Here is a 21,849-nt window from a genome sequence, read left to right as displayed (position 1 = left end):
CATGACAACCGACACCACCACCAAGGACACCACACCGGCCGCACCCACGCCCGGCCAGACCGTCCTCGACGCACGCGGCGTCACCATGCGCTTCGGCGGCCTCACCGCCGTACGCAACGTCGACCTCACCGTCAACAGCGGCGAAATCGTCGGCCTCATCGGCCCCAACGGCGCCGGCAAAACCACTTTCTTCAACTGCCTCACCGGCCTCTACATCCCCACCGAGGGAGAGGTCCGCTACAAAGGCACCGTCCTGCCGGCCAAATCCTTCAAGGTCACCGCCGCCGGAATCGCCCGTACATTCCAGAACATCCGGCTCTTCGCCAACATGACAGTTCTGGAAAACGTACTCGTCGGCCGCCACACCCGTACGAAGGAAGGGCTGTGGTCCGCGCTGCTCCGCGGCCCCGGCTTCCACAAAGCCGAAGCCGCCTCCCGCGAACGGGCCATGGAACTGCTCAAGTTCATCGGCCTCGACAAGAAGGCGGAACACCTCGCCCGCAACCTCCCGTACGGCGAACAGCGCAAGCTGGAGATCGCGCGGGCGCTGGCCAGCGAGCCCGGCCTGCTGCTGCTCGACGAGCCGACTGCCGGCATGAACCCGCAGGAGACCCGGGCGACCGAAGAACTCGTCTTCGCCATCCGGGACATGGGCATCGCCGTACTCGTCATCGAGCACGACATGCGCTTCATCTTCAATCTCTGCGACCGCGTCGCAGTCCTCGTACAGGGTGAAAAACTCGTCGAAGGCAGCAGCGAAGTCGTCCAAGGCGACGAACGCGTCATCGCCGCCTACCTCGGAGAACCCTTCGAAGACGCCCCCGGCGCCAAAGAAGTAGCGGAAGTCGAAGCCGCCGAGGCCAACGCCGCCACCCAGACGGACGCCGCGCCCCGCAAGGAGAACGACCGATGACCGCCCTCCTCGAAGTCGACGAACTCCGAGTCGCCTACGGCAAAATCGAAGCCGTCAAAGGCATCTCCTTCAAGGTCGAAGCCGGCGAAGTCGTCACCCTCATCGGCACCAACGGAGCCGGCAAGACCACGACACTGCGCACCCTGTCGGGACTGCTGAAGCCGCTGAGCGGCCAGATCAAATTCGGCGGCAAATCGCTGAAGAAGACCCCGGCCCACCAGATCGTCTCGCTGGGACTCGCCCACTCCCCCGAGGGGCGGCACATCTTCCCGCGCATGACCATCGAGGACAATCTGCGGCTCGGCGCCTTCCTCCGCGACGACAAAGCAGGCGTCGAAAAGGACATCCAGCGCGCCTACGACCTCTTCCCCATCCTCGGAGAACGCCGTAAGCAAGCCGCCGGAACCCTCTCCGGCGGCGAACAGCAGATGCTCGCCATGGGCCGCGCCCTGATGTCACAGCCCAAACTCCTCATGCTCGACGAACCCTCCATGGGCCTCTCGCCGATCATGATGCAGAAGATCATGGCCACCATCGCCGAACTCAAATCCCAGGGCACGACCATCCTCCTGGTCGAACAGAACGCCCAGGCGGCACTGTCACTGGCTGACCACGGACACGTCATGGAAGTCGGCAACATCGTCCTTTCCGGCACCGGACAGAACCTCCTGCACGACGAATCCGTACGCAAGGCATACCTCGGCGAGGACTGAGCTCCTCACCTCGTACGAAGAGGCCCGCACCCCCTCGCAGGGGGCGCGGGCCTCTTCGTATGCACGTATATGCGTGCGCGAGCCTCAGTCCTTCGCGGCCTTCTTCTCCTCCGCGTCCTGAATAACCGCCTCAGCAACCTGCTGCATCGACATCCGACGATCCATCGACGTCTTCTGAATCCACCGGAAGGCCGCCGGCTCGGTCAGCCCATACTCCGTCTGCAAAACCGACTTCGCACGATCCACCAACTTACGCGTCTCCAGACGCTGCGTCAGATCGGCGATCTCCTTCTCCAACTGCTTCAACTCCGTGAAGCGCGAGACAGCCATCTCAATCGCCGGAACCACATCACTCTTACTGAACGGCTTCACGAGATACGCCATCGCACCGGCGTCACGGGCCCGCTCGACGAGATCGCGCTGCGAGAAGGCGGTCAGCATCAGCACGGGGGCGATGGATTCCTCAGCGATCTTCTCGGCGGCGGAGATCCCATCCAGCTTCGGCATCTTCACATCGAGGATCACCAGATCCGGACGGTGCTCGCGCGCCAGCTCGACGGCCTGCTCGCCATCGCCCGCCTCCCCCACCACGGAGTAGCCCTCCTCCTCGAGCATCTCCTTGAGGTCGAGACGAATCAGCGCCTCGTCCTCAGCGATGACGACACGGGTCGTCAGCGGAGGCACGTGCGACTTGTCGTCGTCGGGCGCGTCTACGGGCTGGGGCGACTCGGGGGCGGTCACGGGGGCTCCTTGTTCAGGGCAGAGGTACTGCTTTCCAAGAGGGTACCCAGCTGCGGTATGGTGGACGGGCAGCGGGTCGGGGTAAACCTTCGATTCACTGGGCCCCGGTAGCCCAATTGGCAGCAGGCAATGGATTCAAAACCCATACAGTGTCGGTTCGAGTCCGACCCGGGGCACTTTTCCTTAGATTCCAAGGTCACAATCATGAAGCGGATGCTCACGTTGTCGTGAACATCCGCTTTTTGCTGCACCCCACTACTTGGGCGCGTCGTCCTCGCCAATGTGATGCACCCGGACCAGGTTCGTCGAGCCCGAGACGCCTGGCGGTGACCCGGCCGTGATCACGACGATGTCGCCCTTCTGGCAGCGGCCGATCTTCAGGAGCTGTTCGTCGACCTGGTCGACCATTGCGTCGGTGGAGTCGACGTGGGGGCCGAGGAAGGTTTCGACGCCCCAGGTGAGGTTCAACTGGGAGCGGGTGGCGGGGTCGGGGGTGAAGGCCAGGAGGGGGATCGGGGAACGGTAGCGGGACAAGCGGCGGACCGTGTCTCCGCTCTGCGTGAAGGCGACCAGGAACTTTGCGCCCAGGAAGTCGCCCATTTCGGCTGCCGCGCGGGCGACGGCACCGCCCTGGGTGCGGGGCTTGCTGCGTTCGGTCAGGGGTGGCAGGCCCTTCGCGAGGATGTCCTCCTCGGCCGCTTCGACGATGCGGGACATCGTGCTGACCGTCTCGATCGGGTACTTGCCGACGCTTGTCTCGCCCGAGAGCATCACCGCGTCCGTGCCGTCGATGACGGCGTTGGCGACGTCGGAAGCCTCCGCGCGGGTCGGTCGGGAGTTGTCGATCATCGAGTCGAGCATCTGGGTGGCGACGATGACCGGCTTGGCGTTCCGCTTGGCCAGCTTGATCGCGCGCTTCTGGACGATCGGGACCTGCTCCAGCGGCATTTCCACGCCCAGGTCGCCTCGGGCGACCATGATCGCGTCGAAGGCGGCGACGATGTCGTCAATGTTGTCGACGGCTTGGGGCTTTTCGACCTTGGCGATGACGGGGAGGCGGCGCCCCTCCTCGTCCATGATCCGGTGGACGTCCTGGATGTCGCGTCCGCTGCGGACGAAGGACAGGGCGATGACGTCGAAGCCGGTGCGCAGGGCCCAGCGGAGGTCGGCCTCGTCCTTCTTGGAGAGAGCGGGGACGGAGACGGCGACGCCGGGGAGGTTCAGCCCCTTGTTGTCGGAGACCATGCCGCCTTCGACGACGGTGGTGTGGACGCGGGGACCGTCGACGGCGGTGACTTCGAGGCAGACCTTCCCGTCGTCGACGAGGATGCGTTCGCCGGTGGTGACGTCGGTGGCGAGTCCGTCGTACGTGGTGCCGCAGGTCTGGCGGTCGCCCTGGACGCCGTCTTCGACGGTGATGGTGAAGGTGTCTCCGCGTTCAAGGAGTACGGGGCCTTCGCTGAAGCGGCCGAGTCGGATCTTCGGGCCTTGAAGGTCGGCGAGGATTCCGACGCTGCGGCCGGTCTCGTCGGAGGCCTTTCGCACGCGCTGGTAGCGCTCCTCGTGGTCGGCGTAGGTGCCGTGACTGAGGTTGAAGCGGGCTACGTCCATTCCGGCTTCAACCAGTGCTTTGATCTGGTCGTACGAGTCTGTGGCGGGGCCCAGTGTGCAGACGATCTTTGCTCGGCGCATGGTTTCGAGCCTAGGGCTTACCGGTGGGTAGGGAATTGGCCGTGCATGACTACTCAACGACCTTTGCGTGAAGGACTATTGACAAGTGTTGAATTGTGCGCCGGGGCGCTCCGATGAGCATTTGAGCCGGTTATCAGAGCTCCGGCGGCGCCATCGTAAAGCGGGCATTGACATGGGCGTAGACATGTTGGCGTTGGGGTTCGAGGTCGAGGGGTGCGGCGGTGGAGTCTTCGGCGGCTGCGACGAAGGCGGCGCTGCGTGCGCGGCCCGAGGCCACCGTTGCGTAACGCTCGCCGTTTTCCGCGCCGATGTCGGCGAGTTCGACCAGCGCCGCGAGTGTCGTACCGAGTGCTTCGGCGTATTCGCGGGCGCGTTGGACGGCTTCGCGTACCGCTTGCTGACGGGCCTGGCGGTGGGCGGGTGAATTGGGGCGCAGCGCCCAGAAGGGCCCGTCGACGCGGGTGAGGTCCAGGTCCGCCAACCGTGTTGTCAGTTCGCCGAGAGCGGTGAAGTCGGTGAGCTCGGCGGTGGTGTGGACGCGGCCGTGGTAGGCGCGGATGCGTTCCCCGCGTCCGTGTTTGGTGAGTTCGGGGCTGATGGAGAAGGCGCCGGTTTCCAGGTGCTCGACGGCCTGACCATATGTCTTGATCAGGTCGAGTGCGGTGGCGTTGCGGCGGGTGAGGTCGTCGAGGGCGGAGCGGCGGTCGGTGCCGCGGGCCATCACGGTGACGCCGATGCGGGCGATTTCGGGGTCGACTTCGAGGTGGGCTTCGCCTCGGACGGCGATGCGGGGTGCCTCCGGTGTGCCGTAAGGGGTTGCGGGTCGGGGTTCCTCTGCGGCTGTGGTCATACGTCCCACTCTGTCATCGGTGGCCCGGTTCTGGGACTGGCCGGTCATCAGATCGAAACCTGAGGGGTCTGTTGCTGCTGGTCATGACCGGGTCAGAATCTACGCGCGTTGTTGACCACGCGTACAGGTGGCCAGTTCCCCCTAGGAGTTACGAGACATGCCGTTGAACCGCCGGAAGTTCCTGAAGAAGTCCGCCGTGACCGGGGCGGGGGTGGCGCTCACCGGTGCGGTCGCGGCTCCGGCCGCACGGGCTGCGGAGGCTGCGGCGACGAAGAAGGGCGGGAAGCCGGTGAAGCGGTATGCGTTGACGGTCATGGGCACGACGGATCTGCACGGCCATGTCTTCAACTGGGACTACTTCAAGGACGCGGAGTACACCGACTCGGCGGGCAACGCGCAGGGCCTGGCCCGTATTTCGACCCTGGTGAACCAGATCCGTGCGGAGAAGGGCCGCCGCAACACCCTGCTTCTGGACGCGGGCGACACGATCCAGGGCACTCCGCTGACGTACTACTACGCGAAGGTCGATCCGATCACGGCCGAGGGCGGGCCCGTGCATCCGATGGCGCAGGCGATGAACGCGATCGGGTACGACGCGGTGGCGCTCGGCAATCATGAGTTCAATTACGGCATCGAGACATTGCGGAAGTTCGAGGAGCAGTGCGACTTTCCGCTGCTGGGTGCGAATGCGCTGGATGCGAAGACGCTGCGGCCGGCTTTCCCGCCGTACTTCTTCAAGACGTTCCGTGTGCCGGGTCTGCCGCCGGTGAAGGTGGCGGTGCTGGGGCTGACGAATCCGGGGATCGCGATCTGGGACAAGGCGTATGTGCAGGGGAGGCTGACGTTCCCGGGTCTTGAAGAGCAGGCGGCGAAGTGGGTTCCGAAGCTGCGGTCGATGGGTGCCGACGTGGTGGTCGTTTCGGCGCACAGTGGGTCGTCGGGGACGTCTTCGTACGGTGATCAGTTGCCGTATGTCGAGAACTCGGCGGCGTTGGTGGCGCAGCAGGTGCCCGGTATCGACGCGATTCTCGTGGGGCATGCGCATGTGGAGATTCCCGAGCTGAAGGTCACCAACGAGAAGACCGGGAAAACCGTGGTGCTGTCGGAGCCGTTGGCGTATGCGGAGCGGTTGTCTCTCTTCGATTTCGAGCTGGTCTTCAAGCGGGGGCGATGGGTGGTCGAGTCCGTGACGGCCTCGGTGATGAACTCGAATTCGGTCGCCGACGATCCGGAGATCACGAGGCTGCTGAAGGACGACCATGACGTCGTGGTGGCGTATGTGAATCAGGTGGTCGGGACGGCGACCGAGACGCTGACGACGGTCGAGGCCCGTTACAAGGACGCGCCGATCATCGACTTGATCACGAAGGTCCAGGAGGACGTGGTCAAGGCGGCGCTGGCGGGCTCGGAGTACGCCTCGCTGCCGGTGATCGCGCAGGCGTCGCCCTTCTCCCGTACCTCTGCGATCCCGGCCGGCGATGTGACCATCCGGGGCCTGTCGAGTCTGTATGTGTACGACAACACGCTGGTCGCGAAGGTGATGACGGGTGCGCAGGTGCGGGCGTATCTGGAGTATTCGGCGGAGTATTTCGTGCAGACGGCGGCGGGCGCACCCGCCGATGTGGAGAAGCTGACCAATGCGGGTGGCCGCCCGGACTACAACTACGACTACGTATCGGGGCTGACCTACGAGATCGATGTCGCGCAGGCGGCCGGCTCGCGGATCAAGAACCTCTCCTACGAGGGTGCGGCGCTGGATGACGCGCAAGAGTTCGTGTTCGCGGTGAACAACTACCGGGCCAACGGCGGTGGCGCGTTCCCGCATGTGGCAGCGGCTACGGAAGTGTGGTCCGAGTCGACGGAGATCCGTACGCGGATCGCGGAGTGGGTGACTCAGAAGGGCACGCTGGACCCGAAGGAGTTCGCTTCGGTGGGCTGGAAGCTGACGCGGGACGGTGCCCCCGTTTTCCCGTGATCCCGCCTTCAATCCTCTCGCCAGGCCTCTCTTCACGCCTGCCTTGGAGGCCGAAGGTGGTGAAGGCCGTGCGCCGCGGCAGTGGATAAGGGTCCTTGCCGGTGAGGGATTTGAGGATGGTGGCGCTGCGCCAGGCGGCGAGGCCGAGGTCGGGGGTGCCGACGCCGTGGGTGTGGAGTTCGGCGTTCTGGACGTAGAGGGCGCCCGTGACGGCGGGGTCGAGGGTGAGGCGGTACTGGTCGTCGATGTGGGGGCGTCCGGCGCCGTCGCGGCTCACGTAGGGGTCGAGTCCGGCGAGGAGTGGGTCGAGGGGTCGTTCGCGGTAGCCGGTGGCGAGGACGACGGCGTCGGTGGTGAGGCGGGTGCGGGTGCCCTGCTGGACGTGTTCGAGGTGGAGCTCGATGGCCGTCCTGGCGATACGCCCTGCGGTGCGGACGTGGACGCCGGGGGTGAGGACGGTGTCGGGCCAGCCGCCGTGGAGGGTGCGCTGGTAGAGCTCGTCGTGGATGGCCGCGATGGTGTCGGAGTCGATGCCTTTGTGGAGCTGCCATTGGGCGGGGACGAGCCGGTCGCGTACCGGTTCGGGCAGGGCGTGGAAGTAGCGCGTGTAGTCGGGGGTGAAGTGTTCGAGGCCGAGTTTGGAGTACTCCATGGGGGCGAACGCCTCGGTTCGGGCGAGCCAGTGGATCTTTTCGCGGCCGGCTGGGCGGTGGCGGAGGAGGTCGAGGTAGACCTCGGCGCCGGACTGTCCTGAGCCGATGACGGTGATGTGTTCCGCGGTGAGGAGCCGCTCGCGGTGTTCGAGGTAGTCGGCGGCGTGGATGACGGGGACGCCGGGGGCTTCGACGAGGGGGCGGAGCGGTTCGGGGACGTGGGGGGCGGTGCCGATGCCGAGGACGAGGTTCTTGGCGTACGTACGGCCGTGTGCTGCCCCGCCTTCGCCGCCTTCGCCGTCGGGGTCGAGCCGTCGGGTGAAGTCGATTTCGAAGAGATCGCGCCCGGGGTTCCAGCGGACGGCGTCGATCTGGTGGCCGAAGTGGAGTCCGGGCAGGTGGTCGCTGACCCAGCGGCAGTACGCGGCGTATTCGGCGCGGTGGATGTGGAAACGCTCGGCGAAGTAGAAGGGGAAGAGGCGGTCGCGGCTGCGGAGGTAGTTGAGGAAGGACCAGGGGCTCACGGGGTCGGCGAGGGTGACCAGGTCGGCGAGGAAGGGGACTTGGAGGGTGGCGCCGTCGATGAGGAGGCCGGGGTGCCAGTCGAAGGCGGGGCGTTGGTCGTAGAAGGCGGTGTCGAGTTCCGTGAGGGGGTGGGCGAGGGCGGCCAGGGAGAGGTTGAAGGGGCCGATGCCGATGCCGACCAGGTCGCGGGGTGCTTCGGGTTCGCGGGGTGCGCGGCGGGGCGTCGGGATCATCGGGGGGTGTGTCCTTCCACCAGTTTCAGGAGTGCGGCAAGGTCGCCGGCTGTGGTGTGCGGGTTGAGCAGGGTGGCCTTGAGCCAGAGGCGGCCGTCGGGGCGGGCGCGGCCGAGGACGGCGTGGCCCTGGGTGAGGAGGGTGCGGCGTACGTCGGCGACGGCGTCGTCCGACCAATGGGTGGGCCGGAAGAGGACGGTGCTGATGCTGGGCGGTGCGTAGAGCTCGAAGCCGGGGTGTGCCGCGACGAGGTGGGCGAACTCGCGGGCGCGGGCGCAGACTTGGTCGACGAGTGCGCCGAGTCCTTCGCGGCCGAGGGATTTGAGGGTGACGGCGATCTTGAGGACGTCGGGGCGTCGGGTCGTACGCAGGGAGCGGCCGAGGAGGTCGGGGAGGCCGGCCTCGGTGTCGTCGTCGGCGTTGAGGTAGTCGGCGTGGTGTTCCAGTACGCGGAGGTCGTCCGGGTCCTTGACGGCGATCAGGCCTGCGGCGATGGGCTGCCAGCCGAGTTTGTGCAGGTCGAGGGCGACGGTGTGGGCGCGGGCGAGTCCGTCGAGTCTGCTGCGGTGGCGGTCGCTGAAGAGGAGGCCCCCGCCGTAGGCGGCATCGATGTGCAGGCGGGCCGCGTGGGTGTGGCAGACGTCGGCGATGGCGGGCAGCGGGTCGATGAGTCCGGCGTCGGTGGTGCCGGCGGTGGCGGCGACGATCAGTGGACCCGGCAGCCTGGTGAGGGTTTCGTCGAGGGTGGTGGGGTCGAGCGTGCCTCCGGGCGCCGGGACGGTGATGGGTTCGGGGAGGCCCAGGAGCCAGGTGGCGCGGCGCAGGGAGTGGTGGGCGTTCTCCGCGCAGACGAGTTGGACGGTGCCGTCCAGTTCACGGGCGAGGAGGAGGGCGAGCTGGTTGGACTCGGTGCCGCCGGTGGTGACGAGGGCGTCGGCCGGTCTGCCGTACACCTCCTTGGCGAGCGCTGCCGTGACCAGGGCTTCCAGCGCGGAGGCGGCGGGGGCCTGGTCCCAGGAGTCGAGGGATGGGTTGAGGGCCGAGGCGGCGAGGTCGGCGGCGGTGGCCACGGCGAGGGGCGGGCAGTGGAGGTGCGCGGTACACAGGGGGTCGGCGGGGTCGGCGGCGCCTGCGGCGAAGGCGTGGACGAGGGTGCGGAATGCGTCCGGGTCGCCGTGTTGGGGCAGGGGGTCGCCCAGGACGGTGCGTATGCGTGCGGCGACTGTGTCGGGGCCGCCGGTGGGGAGTGGGCCTCTTCTTTCGGCGGCGCCGGTGCGCAGCGCGTCGAGGACCGTTGTGAGCAACGGGCGTAGGGCGGCGGGGCCTTGGGGGCCTGAGGCGAGGCCCGATGCGGGGCCTGTTGCGAGCGGGCTCATGGTCGTCCTCCGGGGCGCGGGATTGGGGCGCGGGGGTTGGGCTGCGCGCCCGGAGGCTCAACGATCGTTACCCGAATGGGGGTACGGGTCCGCTCCGCGGGTTAGGCAGGTACGGAGCTCGGGGGATTCGGGCGGTTTTTCGGTTGCGGGTCCGTTGCGGTTGCTCGCGCCCACGCGGCGGAGCCGCAAATGTCACAGACCCGCGCCCCTGAAGGGGCGCACCCCCGGCCCTGCTCACGAGGGTGCCGTTACGCCTCCCTCACCCTCAAAGCTCGCTCCATGTCATCCAGTTGGTCCACCAGCTTGCGGTGCAGCGCCGGTGTCGGGTTGGCCTTGGTCAGGCACTTCTTGCCCAGCCGGAGTGTCTCCGGTGAGACCGCGTACACCGGGAACGCCCAGCGGCCCGCTGCCTCTGCGATCGCGGGGCCGCGGCGGGCTGCAACTGCCGGGGCCTGCTTGAAGTAGCGCGGGACGTAGTCCCGTACCAGGTCCGTCTGTTCGGGTTGCCAGAAGCCCTTGGCTGTGGCGGTGAACAGGTAGTTGGAGAGGTTGTCGGTGGTGAACATGGCCTCCCAGGCCTGGCGCTTGGCTTCGGGGTCGGGGAGGGCGGCGTGGCAGCGAGCGGCGCCTTCCTGGCCGGTGGCGCTGGGGTCCTGGACGAGTTCGGCCTCGATGACGGCGTCGTCGATGGCGCCGAGTACGGAGAGGCGGCCGAGGATGCGCCAGCGCAGTTCGGGGTCGAGTTCGGGGCCGCCGGGGACGGTGCCTTCCGAGAGCCAGGCGGTGATCGTGTCCGGTTGGGCGGCGGCGTCGATGAAGTGGCGTACGGCGGTCAGGCGCAGTCCCGGGTGGGAGCCGTCCTCGGTGCGGCGGATCAGGTCGCGGCACAGGGAGGTGAGGGTGGTGAGGGCGGCGGGCCGGTCGGGGGCGGGCAGGTAGCGGTCGGCGACCTGGGTCGTGGCGAAGGCGAGGACACCCTGGACGAGGGCTAGGTCCCTCTCGTGCGGCAGGTGGGTGCGGGCGGCCTCGAGGTAGGCGGTGGGGGCGAGTTCGCCGTCGCGTACGCAGTCGCGCAGGGCGTTCCAGACGACGGCGCGGGTCAGCGGGTCGGGGAGGGCGGACAGTTCGGCGCGTACGGTCGCGAAGGAGTCGGGGTCGAATCGGATCTTGGCGTAGGAGAGGTCGGCGTCGTTGAGGAGAAGCAGGGCGGGGCGTTTGCCAATGGGGTGGGCCGGCTCGGTCTGCGGGACGTCGATTTCGAGGCGTTCGCGCAGGCTCAGTCGCCCCTCGTCGCCGAGGTCGCGGTCGTAGAGGCCGACGGCGATGCGGTGGGGGCGGCTGCCGTCCTGCGCGATGGTCAGGGTGCAGATGCCGTTGTCGGTGGGGCCGATCTTCGGGGTGAGGGTGTCGACTCCGGTGGTGCGCAGCCAGGAGTCGGCCCAGGCGTGGACGTCGCGCTCGGTGCCGTCGGCGAGGGATTCGATGAAGTCGGCAAGGGTGGCGTTGGCGAACTTGTGCCGGGCGAAGTGGGTGTTGATGCCGGCGAGGAAGTCCTTCTCGCCGAGCCAGGCGACGAGTTGGCGCAGCGCGGAGGCGCCCTTGGCGTAGGAGATGCCGTCGAAGTTGAGGAGCGCGGAGGCGGTGTCGGGGACGGCTTCGGGGTCGGGGGCGACGGGGTGGGTGGAGGGCCGCTGGTCGGCTTCGTAGCCCCAGGGTTTGCGGGTGACGCCGAAGTCGGTCCAGGGCCGGCTGCCCCACTTTCTGGGGGGAGTCCCCCCAGACCCCCCAAGGGTGGCTTCCATGAGGGTCTGGACGCCCATGTACTCGGCGAACGACTCGTTCAGCCAGATGTCGTCCCACCAGCGCAGGGTGACGAGGTCGCCGAACCACATATGGGCCATTTCGTGGGCGATGGTCACGGCGCGGGTCTGCCGTTCGGTGTCGGTGACGGCGGAGCGGAAGACGTACTCGTCGCGGAAGGTGACCAGGCCCGGGTTCTCCATGGCGCCGGCGTTGAACTCGGGGACGAAGGCCTGGTCGTAGGAGTCGAAGGGGTAGGGCTCCTCGAACTTCTCGTGGTAGCGGTCGAAGCAGCCGCGGGTGATGGCGAGGAGTTCGTCGGCGTCGGCGTCCAGGTAAGGGGCCAGCGAGCGGCGGCAGTGGATGCCGAAGGGCAGGCCGCGGTGTTCGGTGCGTACCGAGTACCAGGGGCCGGCGGCGACGGCGACGAGGTAGGTGGAGATCAGCGGGGTGGGGGCCGCCTTCCACAGGCCGTCGCCCTGGTGCTCGGTGATGCCGTTGGCGAGGACGGTCCAGTCTTCGGGGGCCTTTATCGACAGTTCGAAGACGGCTTTGAGGTCGGGCTGGTCGAAGGCGGCGAAGACCCGCTGGACGTCGTCCATGAACAGCTGGGTGTAGAGGTACGTTTCGCCGTCGGTGGGGTCGGTGAAGCGGTGCATGCCCTCGCCGGTGCGCGAGTAGCGCATGACGGCGTCGATGTGCAGTTCGTGCTCGCCCGGGGTGAGGTCCTTCAGGGGCAGCCGGTTCTCGTCCAGGGTGTCCAGGTCGAGCAGGTGTCCGTCGAGGGCGGCCTTGCGCAGCTCGGCGGGCTTGAGCTCGACGAAGGTGTCCACGGCCTCCAGATCGCTCCGTACCGTGAAGTGGATGACGGAGCGGGAGTCGAAGAGCTCGTCGCCGCGCGTCAGGTCGAGTTCGATCTGGTAGCGCTGGACGTCGAGAAGCCGGGCACGGGTCTGCGCTTCGGCGCGCGTCAGTACGGACATGGGGACATGCTGCCTGATGGACGGGGCGCAGCGCAGGTGAGGTCTGGTTCCGGTCGGCTGCGCCGTACGGGCGCGGTCCTCGTGCTCGTACGGCGTCCTACGCGGTCTGGTCGTGCTTGCGGAGGATCGGCCGCTGTGGCGGTACGTGGGTGTCGAGGCGCGGGTCGGGTTCGAGGGTCTGGTTCGGAGGCGGTAACTCCTTTACCAGCTCCCGGAGTTCGCGTACCTCCTGTCTCATCCGCAGATAGCGCTGGTGGGCGTCGTACAGATAACGCACCTTGGTGCGCAGGGCCCAGGGGTCTATGGGTTTCATCACGAGGTCGGCGACGCCGAGCCGGAAAGCGGTGGTGGTGAGTTCGGCGTCCGGGCCGAAACCGGTGACGAGGATGACGGGGATGTGCTGAGTCTGTTCCAGGCGGCGCAGGTAGCGGACGACGTCGAAGCCGTTGACGTCGGGCATGCGCACATCGAGGACGAGCAGGCCGACCTGGCCGCGCAGGACTTCCTTGAGGGCGTCGTCGCCGCTGGTGGCCCGCGCCAGCCGGTAGCCGAGCGGGGCCAGGGCGCTTTCCAGCGCGTAGAGCGTTTCCTCATGGTCGTCGACGATGAGGATCTTGGCATCCGACGGCATCGCACGAAGTCCCCTCGCTCTGGACAACCAGAATCGTGCCCGAACCGGCTGACAGGGAGTACTCACATTCTGACAAGGAGTGCTCCGCGCAGGATGCCTTATTTCGGCCCCGAGGCCGAGGGGGTGCGCGGACAAAAGCGCGAGAAATGGGTCAGCCGGTAGAAACACCGTTGCCGGAAACGCAGTTGGCGTCGGGACGGCTGAGGACGCGCGGGCTACGGCTGTGACTGCTGTTGCTTAACGCTGTCTGTGTTGTCGCTGTCTGTGTTGTTGCTGGTTGTGTTGTGGCTGTTCTTGTTGTCGGCGATGCTCTCGTGGTGCCGGATGACCTCGGCGATGATGAAATTGAGGAGCTTCTCGGCGAACGCGGGGTCGAGCTTGGCGTTCTCCGCGAGCCGGCGCAGCCGGGCGATCTGGTGGGCCTCGCGGGCCGGGTCGGCGGGCGGCAGCTGGTGGGCGGCCTTGAGGTGGCCGACCTGCTGGGTGCACTTGAAGCGTTCGGCGAGCATGTGGACGACGGCGGCGTCGATGTTGTCGATGCTGTCGCGCAGCCGGGCGAGCTCGGCGCGGACGGCCGGGTCCACATCGCCGGTTCCGTTGTTGCTGGTGGTCATGAGCGTTCACCCTACGGCTCGGACCGAGGACCCTCGACCCCCACCCGCAGTCGCCGACGGCTTATCGTGGATGTGGGTCAGGGCCTCTTGGGGGGTGCGGGCGTGGCGAACGGCGGTCCCGTCGAGCATGGCTACCCGCACCTGGACACGGTGCGGGCGGCGATCACCGCGCTGTACAAGCGGCTCTCTTACGACACCATCCACACCTTCGACACCAGCGTGGCCCCCGCCGACGTGGCCTTCGCCGATCATGACGATCTGTACCTGGGCACTCAGCGCGTGGCCCGCGAGCTGGTCCAGCACTTCCGGCTGCCGGACGCCCGCATGATCGTCAGCTTCCGCGAGATGCACCATGCGGCGAACGTCGAACTCGCCGCGGGCCCCGAGTACTTCATCGAGCTGAACGACCGCTTCCGCACCCACCGCAGGGACATCGGCGCCGCCCTCGCACACGAGATCATGCACGTGTACCTGCACCGTCTGGACCTGTCGTTCCCGGGCACGCGGGACAACGAGATCCTCACGGACACCGCGACGACGTATCTGGGCGCGGGGTGGCTGCTGCTCGACGCGTTCCGCGAGGACGGCGCCTCGTCGCAGAAGCTCGGCTATCTGACTCCGGAGGAGTTCGGATACGTCCTCGCCAAGCGGTCCCTGATTTTCGCCGAGGATCCCTCGACGTGGTTCACCAGCCCGCAGGCGTACACGGCGTACACGAAGGGCATGGCGCGGGCCCGCCACGACGAGCAGCAGCCCCCGCTGACCGCGGCCGGCTGGGCAGGCCGCCGCCGCTACGCCAAGGACCGCCGCCACGCCCAGGACCACCACGGCCGTCCCGTCGGAGTCCCGTACGACTTCATCCCCGACACCCATGGCCCGCTGCGCGTGTCGTTCCCCTGCCCGACCTGCCATCAACGGATCCGGGTACCGGTACGGGGCCGGGTGCGGGCCCGCTGCGCCCTGTGCCGCACGGTGCTGGAGTGCGATACCTAGCCGAGTGCGACATACGGGCAACGTCACGTAATTCACGGCGAAATGCTTTGCCCCGCACGCACCTGACGGGCGAAGGTCGAAGGATGAACACGCAAGACCCGGCGGCCGGTCTGTTCACCGCCGTGTACGAGGCCGACCAGGACGCGGTCGTACGGCAGCTGCGCGCGGGCGCGAGTCCGGAATCGGTGGACGAGGACGGCCAGACGGCCCTGTACCTGGCGGCCATGACGGACGACCCCGGTGTCGTACGCCTCCTCCTGGCGGCCGGAGCGGCACCGGACCGCCTCAGCGCGGGCACCGACTCGCCGCTGTGCGGGGCGGCGTGCGGCGGGCACACGGAGGTCGTACGCGCCCTACTGGCGGCCGGGGCGCGGCCGGATCGGGTGGAGGAGGGCGGGTTCACGGCCCTGACCTGGGCTGTTCAGCGCGGCCACGCACCCGTGGTGGCCGAGCTGCTCGCGAACGGCGCAGACCCGAACCGTCCGGGCCCCACCGGCGAGCCCCCGCTGGTCACGGTCGCACGCCGCGGCTCCCCGGGCTGCGTACGCGCCCTGCTCGTGCACGGGGCGCGGGCCCGGTCCGAGGCGCTGACCGAGGCCCGGCGCTGGCTGAACGTGAACGTGGAGGCGGAGCTCCGGGCAGGCCTGGAGCGCACGCACGGGCCCGGCCATGAGTACGTCACCCACCGTTTCCCGGAGGACGGCGGCGTGACCGTCGAGGTCCAGCTGCTGAAGGACGGCCGCCCGAGCTCGGGCAACGACCAGCAGACGGGCCACGCGGCCATCGTCACCCTCCTGGAGACGTCCCTGGGCATCGCTGCGCCCGCCCCGGAACTCGCCGCCCGCGCCCTGCGCTGCGGCGACCCCGACAACGACGACTGGACCGAGTCGGTGACCGCGCTCGCCCGACGTGGCGACGAGGAGACGTTCCGGGCGGCGGCCATGTGGTGCGGCGACAGAACGAATCCACTGCGGCAGGCGTTCGGGGCGGATGTGCTGGGGCGGTTGGGGACGGAGGGCAGGCCGGCTCAGGACGAGTCAGCCGTACGTCCCTATGCGGCCCAAAGCGTGCCGCTGCTGCGGGAGTTGGCACGCGAGGCCGAGGAGCCGCTGACGTTGCGAACCGTCGTCGCGGCGCTCGGGCAGCACCAGGACCCCACCGCCCTCCCGGAGATCCTCCGGCACACCGGCCACCAGGACACCGGCGTACGACGCGCCGTCGCCGTGGCCCTGTGCGGGCTGGTCCCCGCCTCGCACGCGGAGGGCGTCGCGCGGCTCGTCGCCCTGGCGGGGGACGCGGACAGGGACGTACGCAACTGGGCGACAACGGCACTGGCCGTACTCGACACGGACACCCCCGCGCTGCGGGACGCGCTCGCCGCGCTTCTCGACGACCCGGATCCGGAGGTGGTGGCGGAGGCGGCACGCGGCCTTGCGGTCCGTCAGGACCCGCGCGCGATCGCCGCGCTGGAGCGATTGCTCGCCGAGTCGAAGCCCGACAGCACGCCGCGCACGACTGCCGAGGAGGCGGTCGAGCACATACGGGACGACCGCGTACGGACACTCCTGGCGTCGACGCTGCCGCGCCGGATCTGAGGACGCGGGTGGGTGGGGGGAAAGGTTCTTTCCCCAGGCCCGCCCCTTCCCGAAACTGGGGCTGCGCCCCAGGCCCCCGCCAGGGGGTGGGGAGTGACAGTCGTGTCGCGGCTGCGGGTGCGTCGTGGCTGGTCGCGCCCCGCGGCGGAGCCGCTGATGTCACAGCCCCGCGCCCCTAAAAGCAAAAGCCTGCGCCACAACGGACCCGCAGCCACCACCCACCCAGGGGCGCGGGGAACTGCGCGAGCAACCACAACGAATCCGCACCTTACGAACAACCGGCGGAAGCCCTAGCGGGCGGCGCCGTACACCGCCCCCGGCGCCTCCGCATCCGCGAGCAACTTGAGCGCCGTATCCCCTGCCTCAGACGGCGTCCACCGGGCACCCTTGTCCGCGCTCGGCCCGGCCCGCCACCCCTCCATGACGGTAATCCGCCCGCCCTCGGCCTCGAAGACCCGCCCAGTGACCCCCGTAGTTGCGGCTGATCCGAGCCAGACGACAAGCGGCGAGACGTTTTCGGGCGCCATCACGTCGAAGCCGCCGCCGGGCGCCGGCGCGGCCATCGCGTCGGCGAAGGCCCGCTCGGTCATACGCGTCCGCGCGGCCGGCGCGATCGCGTTCACCTGCACTCCATAGCGCCCCATCTCGGCGGCGGCCACCAGCGTGAGCCCAACTATGCCCGCTTTCGCCGCGCTGTAGTTGCCCTGCCCGACCGACCCCAACAGCCCCGCCCCGGAGCTGGTGTTCACGACACGCGCCACAGGCGTACGCCCCGCCTTCGCCTCCGCCCGCCAGTACACAGCGGCCTGCTGAAGCGGCAGAAAGTGCCCCTTCAGATGGACGCGCATAACGGCGTCCCAGTCATCCTCGTCGAGGTTCACAAGCATCCGGTCGCGCAGAAACCCGGCGTTGTTGACGAGCGTGTCGAGCCGCCCGAACGCGTCGAGTGCCGCCGCGATCAGCGACTCGGCGCCCGCTCGCGTGGCGACGTCCCCGCCGTGCGCGACGGCCTCGCCGCCGGCCGCGTGAATCTCCTCGACGACAAGCGCGGCCGGGCTGTCGGGCCCGGGCGAACCGTCGAGGCCGACACCGAGGTCGTTGACGACGACCCGAGCCCCCTCGGCCGCGTACGCGAGGGCGTGCGCCCGGCCGAGGCCCCGGCCCGCACCGGTGACGATCACGACCCGGCCGTCACAGATTCCGGTCATGTCACTTCTCCTTGTTGACGGTCGCAGCGTCCAGGAAGGCGGGCCGCTCTCCCCCGCCATGCACGAGCAGGCTGGCCCCGGTGATGTACGCGGCGGCGTCCGAGGCGAGGAACACGGCCGCCTCGCCGATGTCGGAGGGCGCGGCGAGGCGGCCGAGCGGGACCGTGCGGGACACGGCGGCGATGCCCTCCTCGTCCCCGTAGTGGAGAGAGGACAGTTCGGTACGGACCATCCCGACGACCAGCGTGTTGACGCGGACGTCCGGCGCCCATTCCACAGCCATCGACCGGGCCAGGTTCTCCAGGCCCGCCTTGGCCGCACCGTAGGCCGCAGAACCGGGAGAGGGCCGGGTCCCGCTGACGCTGCCGATCATCACGACCGAGCCCCGGGCGCGTCTGAGGTGCTCGTAGGCCGCCAGGGACACGGTCAGCGGTGCGGTGAGGTTGAGCTCGATCACGCGAGCGTGCCGCTCGGCGTCCGCGTCGGCGAGCAGCCGATACGGGGCGCCGCCCGCGTTGTTGACCAGGACGTCGAGCCGGGGCAGCGCATCGAAGAAGGCGCGTACGGCAGCCGGGTCACGCACGTCGAGCGGCATGAACTCGACGCCTTCGACCGGCACTTCGGGTGGTCTGCGGGCGCAGGCCACGACCTCGGCACCCGCCTCGCTGAACGCCCGAGCGATCCCGGCGCCGACGCCGCGGGTTCCGCCGGTGACCACCACGAGTCGCTTGTCCTGCCGGTTATCCACAGGGCCTCCCGCTGGTCGGCATTCGCTGTTACCTTCACATCAGATCGTACCTAACAAATGTTTGGTGGAAAGGTAGCTGATGCGTCCATGGGTGTCTCCACCTCGTCCCCGGAAAAGGGGATTTCCGTAGTCACGGTCGACTTCCCGCCCGTGAACGCGCTTCCGGTGCAAGGCTGGTTCGACCTGGCCGACGCCGTGCGCACGGCGGGCCGCGACCCCGAGATCCGCTGTGTCGTGCTGACCGCCGAGGGGCGGGGGTTCAACGCGGGCGTCGACATCAAGGAGATACAGCGGGAGCAGGACCGGCGGGAGTATGCGCGGCAGCAGGACGGTGGGCGTGGCGCGACGGGCCATGGTGCGCTGATAGGCGCCAACCGCGGCTGCGCGGAGGCGTTCGCTGCGGTGTACGAATGCGAGGTGCCCGTCGTGGCGGCCGTGCGGGGCTTCTGCCTGGGCGGCGGCATCGGGCTTGTGGGGAACGCGGACGCGATCGTGGCGAGCGACGACGCCACGTTCGGGCTGCCCGAGCTGGACCGGGGCGCGCTGGGGGCGGCCACGCATCTTGCCCGCCTCGTGCCGCAGCACCTGATGCGCGCGCTGTACTACACCTCGCGTACGGCCACGGCGGCCGAGCTGCACGCGCACGGTTCGGTGTGGCGGGTCGTGCCGCGTGCCGAAGTCCTGGACGCCGCCTTGGAGTTGGCGCGGGAGATCGCGGCCAAGGACGGGCAGCTGATCCGGCTCGCCAAGGCCGCCATCAACGGCATCGACCCCGTCGACGTGCGCCGGAGCTACCGCTTCGAGCAGGGCTTCACCTTCGAGGCGGGCCTCAGCGGGGTGGCGGACCGGGTCCGGAGCACATTCGGCCATGACGCATCTGGAGAGGAGGACCGGTGAGTGACAAGACCATGTCGGCGGATGAGGTCGTCGGCCGTCTGGAGAGCGGGATGACGATCGGCATCGGAGGCTGGGGGTCACGCCGCAAGCCGATGGCCCTGGTGAGAGCACTGCTCGGTTCCGGGGTCACCGATCTCACCGTCGTCTCGTACGGCGGCCCGGACGTAGGCATGCTCGCGGCCGCCGGGCGGATACGGAAACTGGTCGCCGCCTTCGCGACCCTCGACTCGATCCCGCTCGAGCCGCACTATCGCTCAGCGCGCGAGAGCGGTGCTCTCGAACTGATGGAGATCGACGAGGCGATGTTCATGTGGGGCCTGCATGCCGCCGCGAACCGGCTGCCCTTCATACCGGTACGGGCCGGCCTCGGCTCGGACGTGATAAGGGCCAACCCCGGGCTGCGGACGGTCACTTCACCGTACGAGGACGCGGCTACGGGACTCCAGGAGACCTTCGTCGCCATGCCCGCCCTGCGCATGGACGCCGCGCTGGTCCATGTGAACCGCGCGGACCGCTTCGGCAACGGGCAGTATCTGGGCCCGGATCCGTACTTCGACGACCTGTTCTGCGAGGCGGCCGACACCGCGTATGTCTCCTGCGAGCGCATCGTCGACACGGCCGAGCTGACGAAGGAGGCCGCCCCTCAGACCCTGCTGATCAAGCGGCACAGCGTGACCGGCGTGGTGGAGGCGCCGAGCGGGGCGCACTTCACGTCCTGCGCGCCCGACTACGACCGGGACGAGGGCTTCCAGCGGCTGTACGCGACCACGCCCTGGCCGGAGTTCACCGAGCGGTTCCTGCACGGAGGCGAGAAGGACTACCAGTCCGCCGTACAGGCCTGGCACACCGGGAACGAGCCGCACGCCTCTGACGCCTCTGACGCCTCGGCCACCTCGGACAAGGAGCGGCGATGAGCGAGGTACTGAGCGACGTGACGCGAGCCGAGTACTGCGTGATCGCCTGTGCCGAGGCGTGGCGGGACAACGGCGAGGTGCTGGCCAGCCCCATGGGCGCCGTCCCGTCCGTCGGCGCCCGGCTCGCCAGGCTGACCTTCGCCCCCGACCTGCTCCTCACCGACGGCGAGGCGATGCTGGTCGGCCCGGACGGCACTGTGGAGGGCTGGCTGCCGTACCGGCAGCACCTCACGATGGTCACCGGCGGCCGACGCCACGTGATGATGGGCGCGAGCCAGATCGACCGGTTCGGCAACCAGAACATCTCCTGCATAGGCGACTGGAAACGGCCCGCACGGCAGCTTCTCGGGGTGCGGGGCGCGCCGGTCAACACCCTGAACAATCCGGTCAGTTACTGGGTCCCCCGGCACTCCACCCGGGTCTTCGTCGAGAAGGTCGACATGGTCTGCGGGGTGGGTTACGACAGCGCCGCGGCGGCCGGTCCCACGGCGAGCCGTTACCACCGCATCCCCCGGGTCGTCTCCAACCTCGGGGTGTTCGACTTCGCGACCCCGGACCGCTCGATGCGGCTCGCCTCGCTCCATCCGGGGGTGACGGTCGAGGAGGTCAGGGAGGCGACGGGCTTCGGGCTGACGGTTCCCGAGGATGTGCCGTACACACGCGAACCGGCCACGGAGGAGCTGGAATTGATACGCGAGGTGCTCGACCCGCAGGGGCTGCGCAACCGTGAGGTCAGGACCTGATGGAGACCGCGCTGACGAAACTCGTCGGGGTACGCCATCCGATCGTGCAGACCGGTATGGGCTGGGTCGCGGGCCCCCGACTGGTCTCCGCCTCCGCGAACGCGGGCGCTCTGGGGATCCTGGCCTCCGCGACGATGACCGTGGAAGAGCTGCGGGGGGCCGTCCGGGAGGTGAAGTCCCGTACGGACGCGCCGTTCGGCGTGAACCTGCGGGCGGACGCGGGCGATGCCCGTGAACGGGTGCGGATCATCATCGACGAGGGCGTGAAGGTGGCCTCCTTCGCGCTCGCGCCCTCCCGCGAGCTGATCGCCGAACTCAAGGACGCGGGTGTTGTCGTCATCCCGTCCGTCGGGGCCCGACGCCATGCCGAGAAGGTCGCGGCGTGGGGCGCGGACGCGGTGATCGTGCAGGGCGGCGAGGGCGGCGGGCACACGGGCGAGGTGGCGACGACGGTGCTGTTGCCACAGGTCGTGGACGCGGTGGAGATACCCGTCGTGGCGGCGGGCGGCTTCTTCGACGGCCGGGGCCTGGTCGCGGCGCTCGCATACGGCGCGGCGGGCATCGCGATGGGCACCCGCTTCCTGCTCACCTCGGACTCCACGGTCCCGGACGCGGTGAAGGCCAGGTACCTGGCGGCGACGGTCAAGGACGTAACGGTGACGAGGGCAGTGGACGGTCTGCCCCACCGCATGCTCCGCACGGACTTGGTCAGCTCCCTCGAGGGAGCGAGCCGCACGAGATCCTTCACCCAGGCACTGCGCCGAGCCGCCGGCTTCCGCAAGCTCTCCGGCCTCACCTGGCCCGCAATGATCCGCGACGGTCTCGCCATGAAGCACGGCAAGAACCTGTCCTGGAGCCAGGTCCTGCTCGCCGCGAACACACCGATGCTGCTGCGCGCGTCGATGGTCGAGGGACGCACGGACCTGGGGGTGATGGCCTCCGGCCAGGTGGCGGGAGTGATCGACGACCTGCCGTCGTGCGCGGAACTGGTGGAACGCGCGATGGCCGATGCCGAGCGCGTGCTCCAGGAACTGGCTGCCGCCAACGGCTGA

Annotated in this window: 18 protein-coding genes, 1 tRNA gene and 1 pseudogene; 10 read left to right on the top strand and 10 right to left on the bottom strand. The window is 68.8% G+C overall.

Translation table 11 applies throughout. The annotated features are described in order from the left end of the window. The first annotated feature begins 1 nt into the window (after position 1). Together ACGFNK_RS12470 and ACGFNK_RS12465 are read left to right on the top strand one after the other, a co-directional pair. On the top strand, positions 2 to 913 hold the full coding sequence (locus ACGFNK_RS12470) for an ABC transporter ATP-binding protein (RefSeq protein ID WP_393414916.1): 912 nt from the start codon (positions 2 to 4) through the stop codon (positions 911 to 913). Next, a complete protein-coding gene (locus ACGFNK_RS12465; protein ID WP_393414913.1) occupies positions 910 to 1,626 on the top strand; it encodes an ABC transporter ATP-binding protein in 717 nt (238 codons plus the stop codon). Before ACGFNK_RS12470 ends, ACGFNK_RS12465 begins: the two co-directional genes overlap by 4 nt. A gap of 84 nt (positions 1,627 to 1,710) precedes the next feature. Here ACGFNK_RS12465 and ACGFNK_RS12460 read toward each other — a convergent pair whose 3' ends face one another. Then, a complete protein-coding gene (locus ACGFNK_RS12460) occupies positions 1,711 to 2,367 on the bottom strand; it encodes an ANTAR domain-containing response regulator (protein ID WP_386345795.1) in 657 nt (218 codons plus the stop codon). 101 nt (positions 2,368 to 2,468) lie between these two features. On the opposite strand from ACGFNK_RS12460, the gene ACGFNK_RS12455 reads away from it, so the two are divergent. Further along, positions 2,469 to 2,543, top strand: a tRNA-Leu gene (locus tag ACGFNK_RS12455). Positions 2,544 to 2,622: 79 nt separating this feature from the next. Here the strand turns inward: ACGFNK_RS12455 and pyk are convergent. Next, a complete protein-coding gene (gene pyk / locus ACGFNK_RS12450; RefSeq protein WP_393414910.1) occupies positions 2,623 to 4,059 on the bottom strand; it encodes a pyruvate kinase in 1,437 nt (478 codons plus the stop codon). A gap of 133 nt (positions 4,060 to 4,192) precedes the next feature. Continuing rightward, on the bottom strand, positions 4,193 to 4,909 hold the full coding sequence (locus ACGFNK_RS12445) for an SIMPL domain-containing protein (protein ID WP_393414907.1): 717 nt from the start codon (positions 4,907 to 4,909) through the stop codon (positions 4,193 to 4,195). A 157-nt stretch (positions 4,910 to 5,066) separates the two neighbouring features. On the opposite strand from ACGFNK_RS12445, the gene ACGFNK_RS12440 reads away from it, so the two are divergent. Further along, positions 5,067 to 6,884 (top strand): bifunctional metallophosphatase/5'-nucleotidase, encoded by a 1,818-nt coding sequence (locus ACGFNK_RS12440; protein ID WP_393414904.1) that lies wholly within the window; start codon positions 5,067 to 5,069, stop codon positions 6,882 to 6,884. Between the two features lie 22 nt (positions 6,885 to 6,906). Here ACGFNK_RS12440 and ACGFNK_RS12435 read toward each other — a convergent pair. From ACGFNK_RS12435 to ACGFNK_RS12415, 5 genes and pseudogenes are all read right to left on the bottom strand, one after another. Then, a pseudogene (locus ACGFNK_RS12435) lies at positions 6,907 to 8,295 on the bottom strand (lysine N(6)-hydroxylase/L-ornithine N(5)-oxygenase family protein); the annotation flags it as partial. Further along, positions 8,292 to 9,671, bottom strand: a complete 1,380-nt coding sequence (locus tag ACGFNK_RS12430; protein WP_393414901.1) for a pyridoxal phosphate-dependent decarboxylase family protein — start codon at positions 9,669 to 9,671, stop codon at positions 8,292 to 8,294. The gene ACGFNK_RS12430 and the pseudogene ACGFNK_RS12435, both read right to left, overlap by 4 nt. 248 nt (positions 9,672 to 9,919) lie before the next feature. Then, positions 9,920 to 12,454, bottom strand: a complete 2,535-nt coding sequence (pepN, locus tag ACGFNK_RS12425) for an aminopeptidase N (protein WP_393414898.1) — start codon at positions 12,452 to 12,454, stop codon at positions 9,920 to 9,922. 97 nt (positions 12,455 to 12,551) lie between these two features. After that, positions 12,552 to 13,085 (bottom strand): two-component system response regulator, encoded by a 534-nt coding sequence (locus tag ACGFNK_RS12420; protein ID WP_386345806.1) that lies wholly within the window; start codon positions 13,083 to 13,085, stop codon positions 12,552 to 12,554. A gap of 215 nt (positions 13,086 to 13,300) precedes the next feature. Further along, positions 13,301 to 13,699, bottom strand: coding sequence for a chorismate mutase (locus ACGFNK_RS12415; protein ID WP_393414895.1), 399 nt, complete (start codon positions 13,697 to 13,699; stop codon positions 13,301 to 13,303). Between the two features lie 102 nt (positions 13,700 to 13,801). Between ACGFNK_RS12415 and ACGFNK_RS12410 the strand changes: the two genes are divergently transcribed. Further along, positions 13,802 to 14,692 (top strand): hypothetical protein, encoded by an 891-nt coding sequence (locus tag ACGFNK_RS12410; RefSeq protein WP_393414893.1) that lies wholly within the window; start codon positions 13,802 to 13,804, stop codon positions 14,690 to 14,692. A gap of 83 nt (positions 14,693 to 14,775) precedes the next feature. Beyond that, positions 14,776 to 16,287 (top strand): ankyrin repeat domain-containing protein, encoded by a 1,512-nt coding sequence (locus ACGFNK_RS12405; RefSeq protein WP_393414891.1) that lies wholly within the window; start codon positions 14,776 to 14,778, stop codon positions 16,285 to 16,287. Between the two features lie 290 nt (positions 16,288 to 16,577). Here the strand turns inward: ACGFNK_RS12405 and ACGFNK_RS12400 are convergent, their stop codons facing one another. Both ACGFNK_RS12400 and ACGFNK_RS12395 read right to left on the bottom strand, forming a co-directional pair. Then, complete coding sequence (locus ACGFNK_RS12400) at positions 16,578 to 17,495, bottom strand: SDR family oxidoreductase (RefSeq protein WP_393414888.1); 918 nt, start codon at positions 17,493 to 17,495, stop codon at positions 16,578 to 16,580. A gap of 1 nt (position 17,496) precedes the next feature. After that, complete coding sequence (locus ACGFNK_RS12395; RefSeq protein ID WP_386345813.1) at positions 17,497 to 18,243, bottom strand: SDR family oxidoreductase; 747 nt, start codon at positions 18,241 to 18,243, stop codon at positions 17,497 to 17,499. 87 nt (positions 18,244 to 18,330) lie between these two features. Between ACGFNK_RS12395 and ACGFNK_RS12390 the strand changes: the two genes are divergently transcribed. From ACGFNK_RS12390 to ACGFNK_RS12375, 4 genes are read left to right on the top strand one after another with little or no spacing between them, the layout of a single operon-like run. Then, positions 18,331 to 19,140 carry an enoyl-CoA hydratase family protein gene (locus ACGFNK_RS12390; protein WP_393414885.1) on the top strand — a complete coding sequence of 270 codons (810 nt, stop codon included), beginning with the start codon at positions 18,331 to 18,333 and terminating at the stop codon, positions 19,138 to 19,140. Next, positions 19,137 to 20,054 (top strand): CoA transferase subunit A, encoded by a 918-nt coding sequence (locus ACGFNK_RS12385; protein WP_393414882.1) that lies wholly within the window; start codon positions 19,137 to 19,139, stop codon positions 20,052 to 20,054. The genes ACGFNK_RS12390 and ACGFNK_RS12385 overlap by 4 nt, the downstream gene beginning before the upstream one ends. Continuing rightward, the gene (locus ACGFNK_RS12380; protein WP_393414879.1) at positions 20,051 to 20,797 is read left to right on the top strand and encodes a CoA-transferase subunit beta; all 747 of its coding nucleotides are present in this window, start codon (positions 20,051 to 20,053) and stop codon (positions 20,795 to 20,797) included. The genes ACGFNK_RS12385 and ACGFNK_RS12380 overlap by 4 nt, the downstream gene beginning before the upstream one ends. Then, positions 20,797 to 21,849: an NAD(P)H-dependent flavin oxidoreductase gene (locus ACGFNK_RS12375; RefSeq protein ID WP_393414876.1), complete on the top strand. Its 1,053-nt coding sequence runs from the start codon at positions 20,797 to 20,799 to the stop codon at positions 21,847 to 21,849. The genes ACGFNK_RS12380 and ACGFNK_RS12375 overlap by 1 nt, the downstream gene beginning before the upstream one ends.

Source organism: Streptomyces sp. NPDC048825, from assembly GCF_043198355.1.
Classification (GTDB): Bacteria; Actinomycetota; Actinomycetes; order Streptomycetales; family Streptomycetaceae; genus Streptomyces; species Streptomyces xiangluensis.
This window is presented reverse-complemented; position numbering and strand designations above follow the sequence as displayed.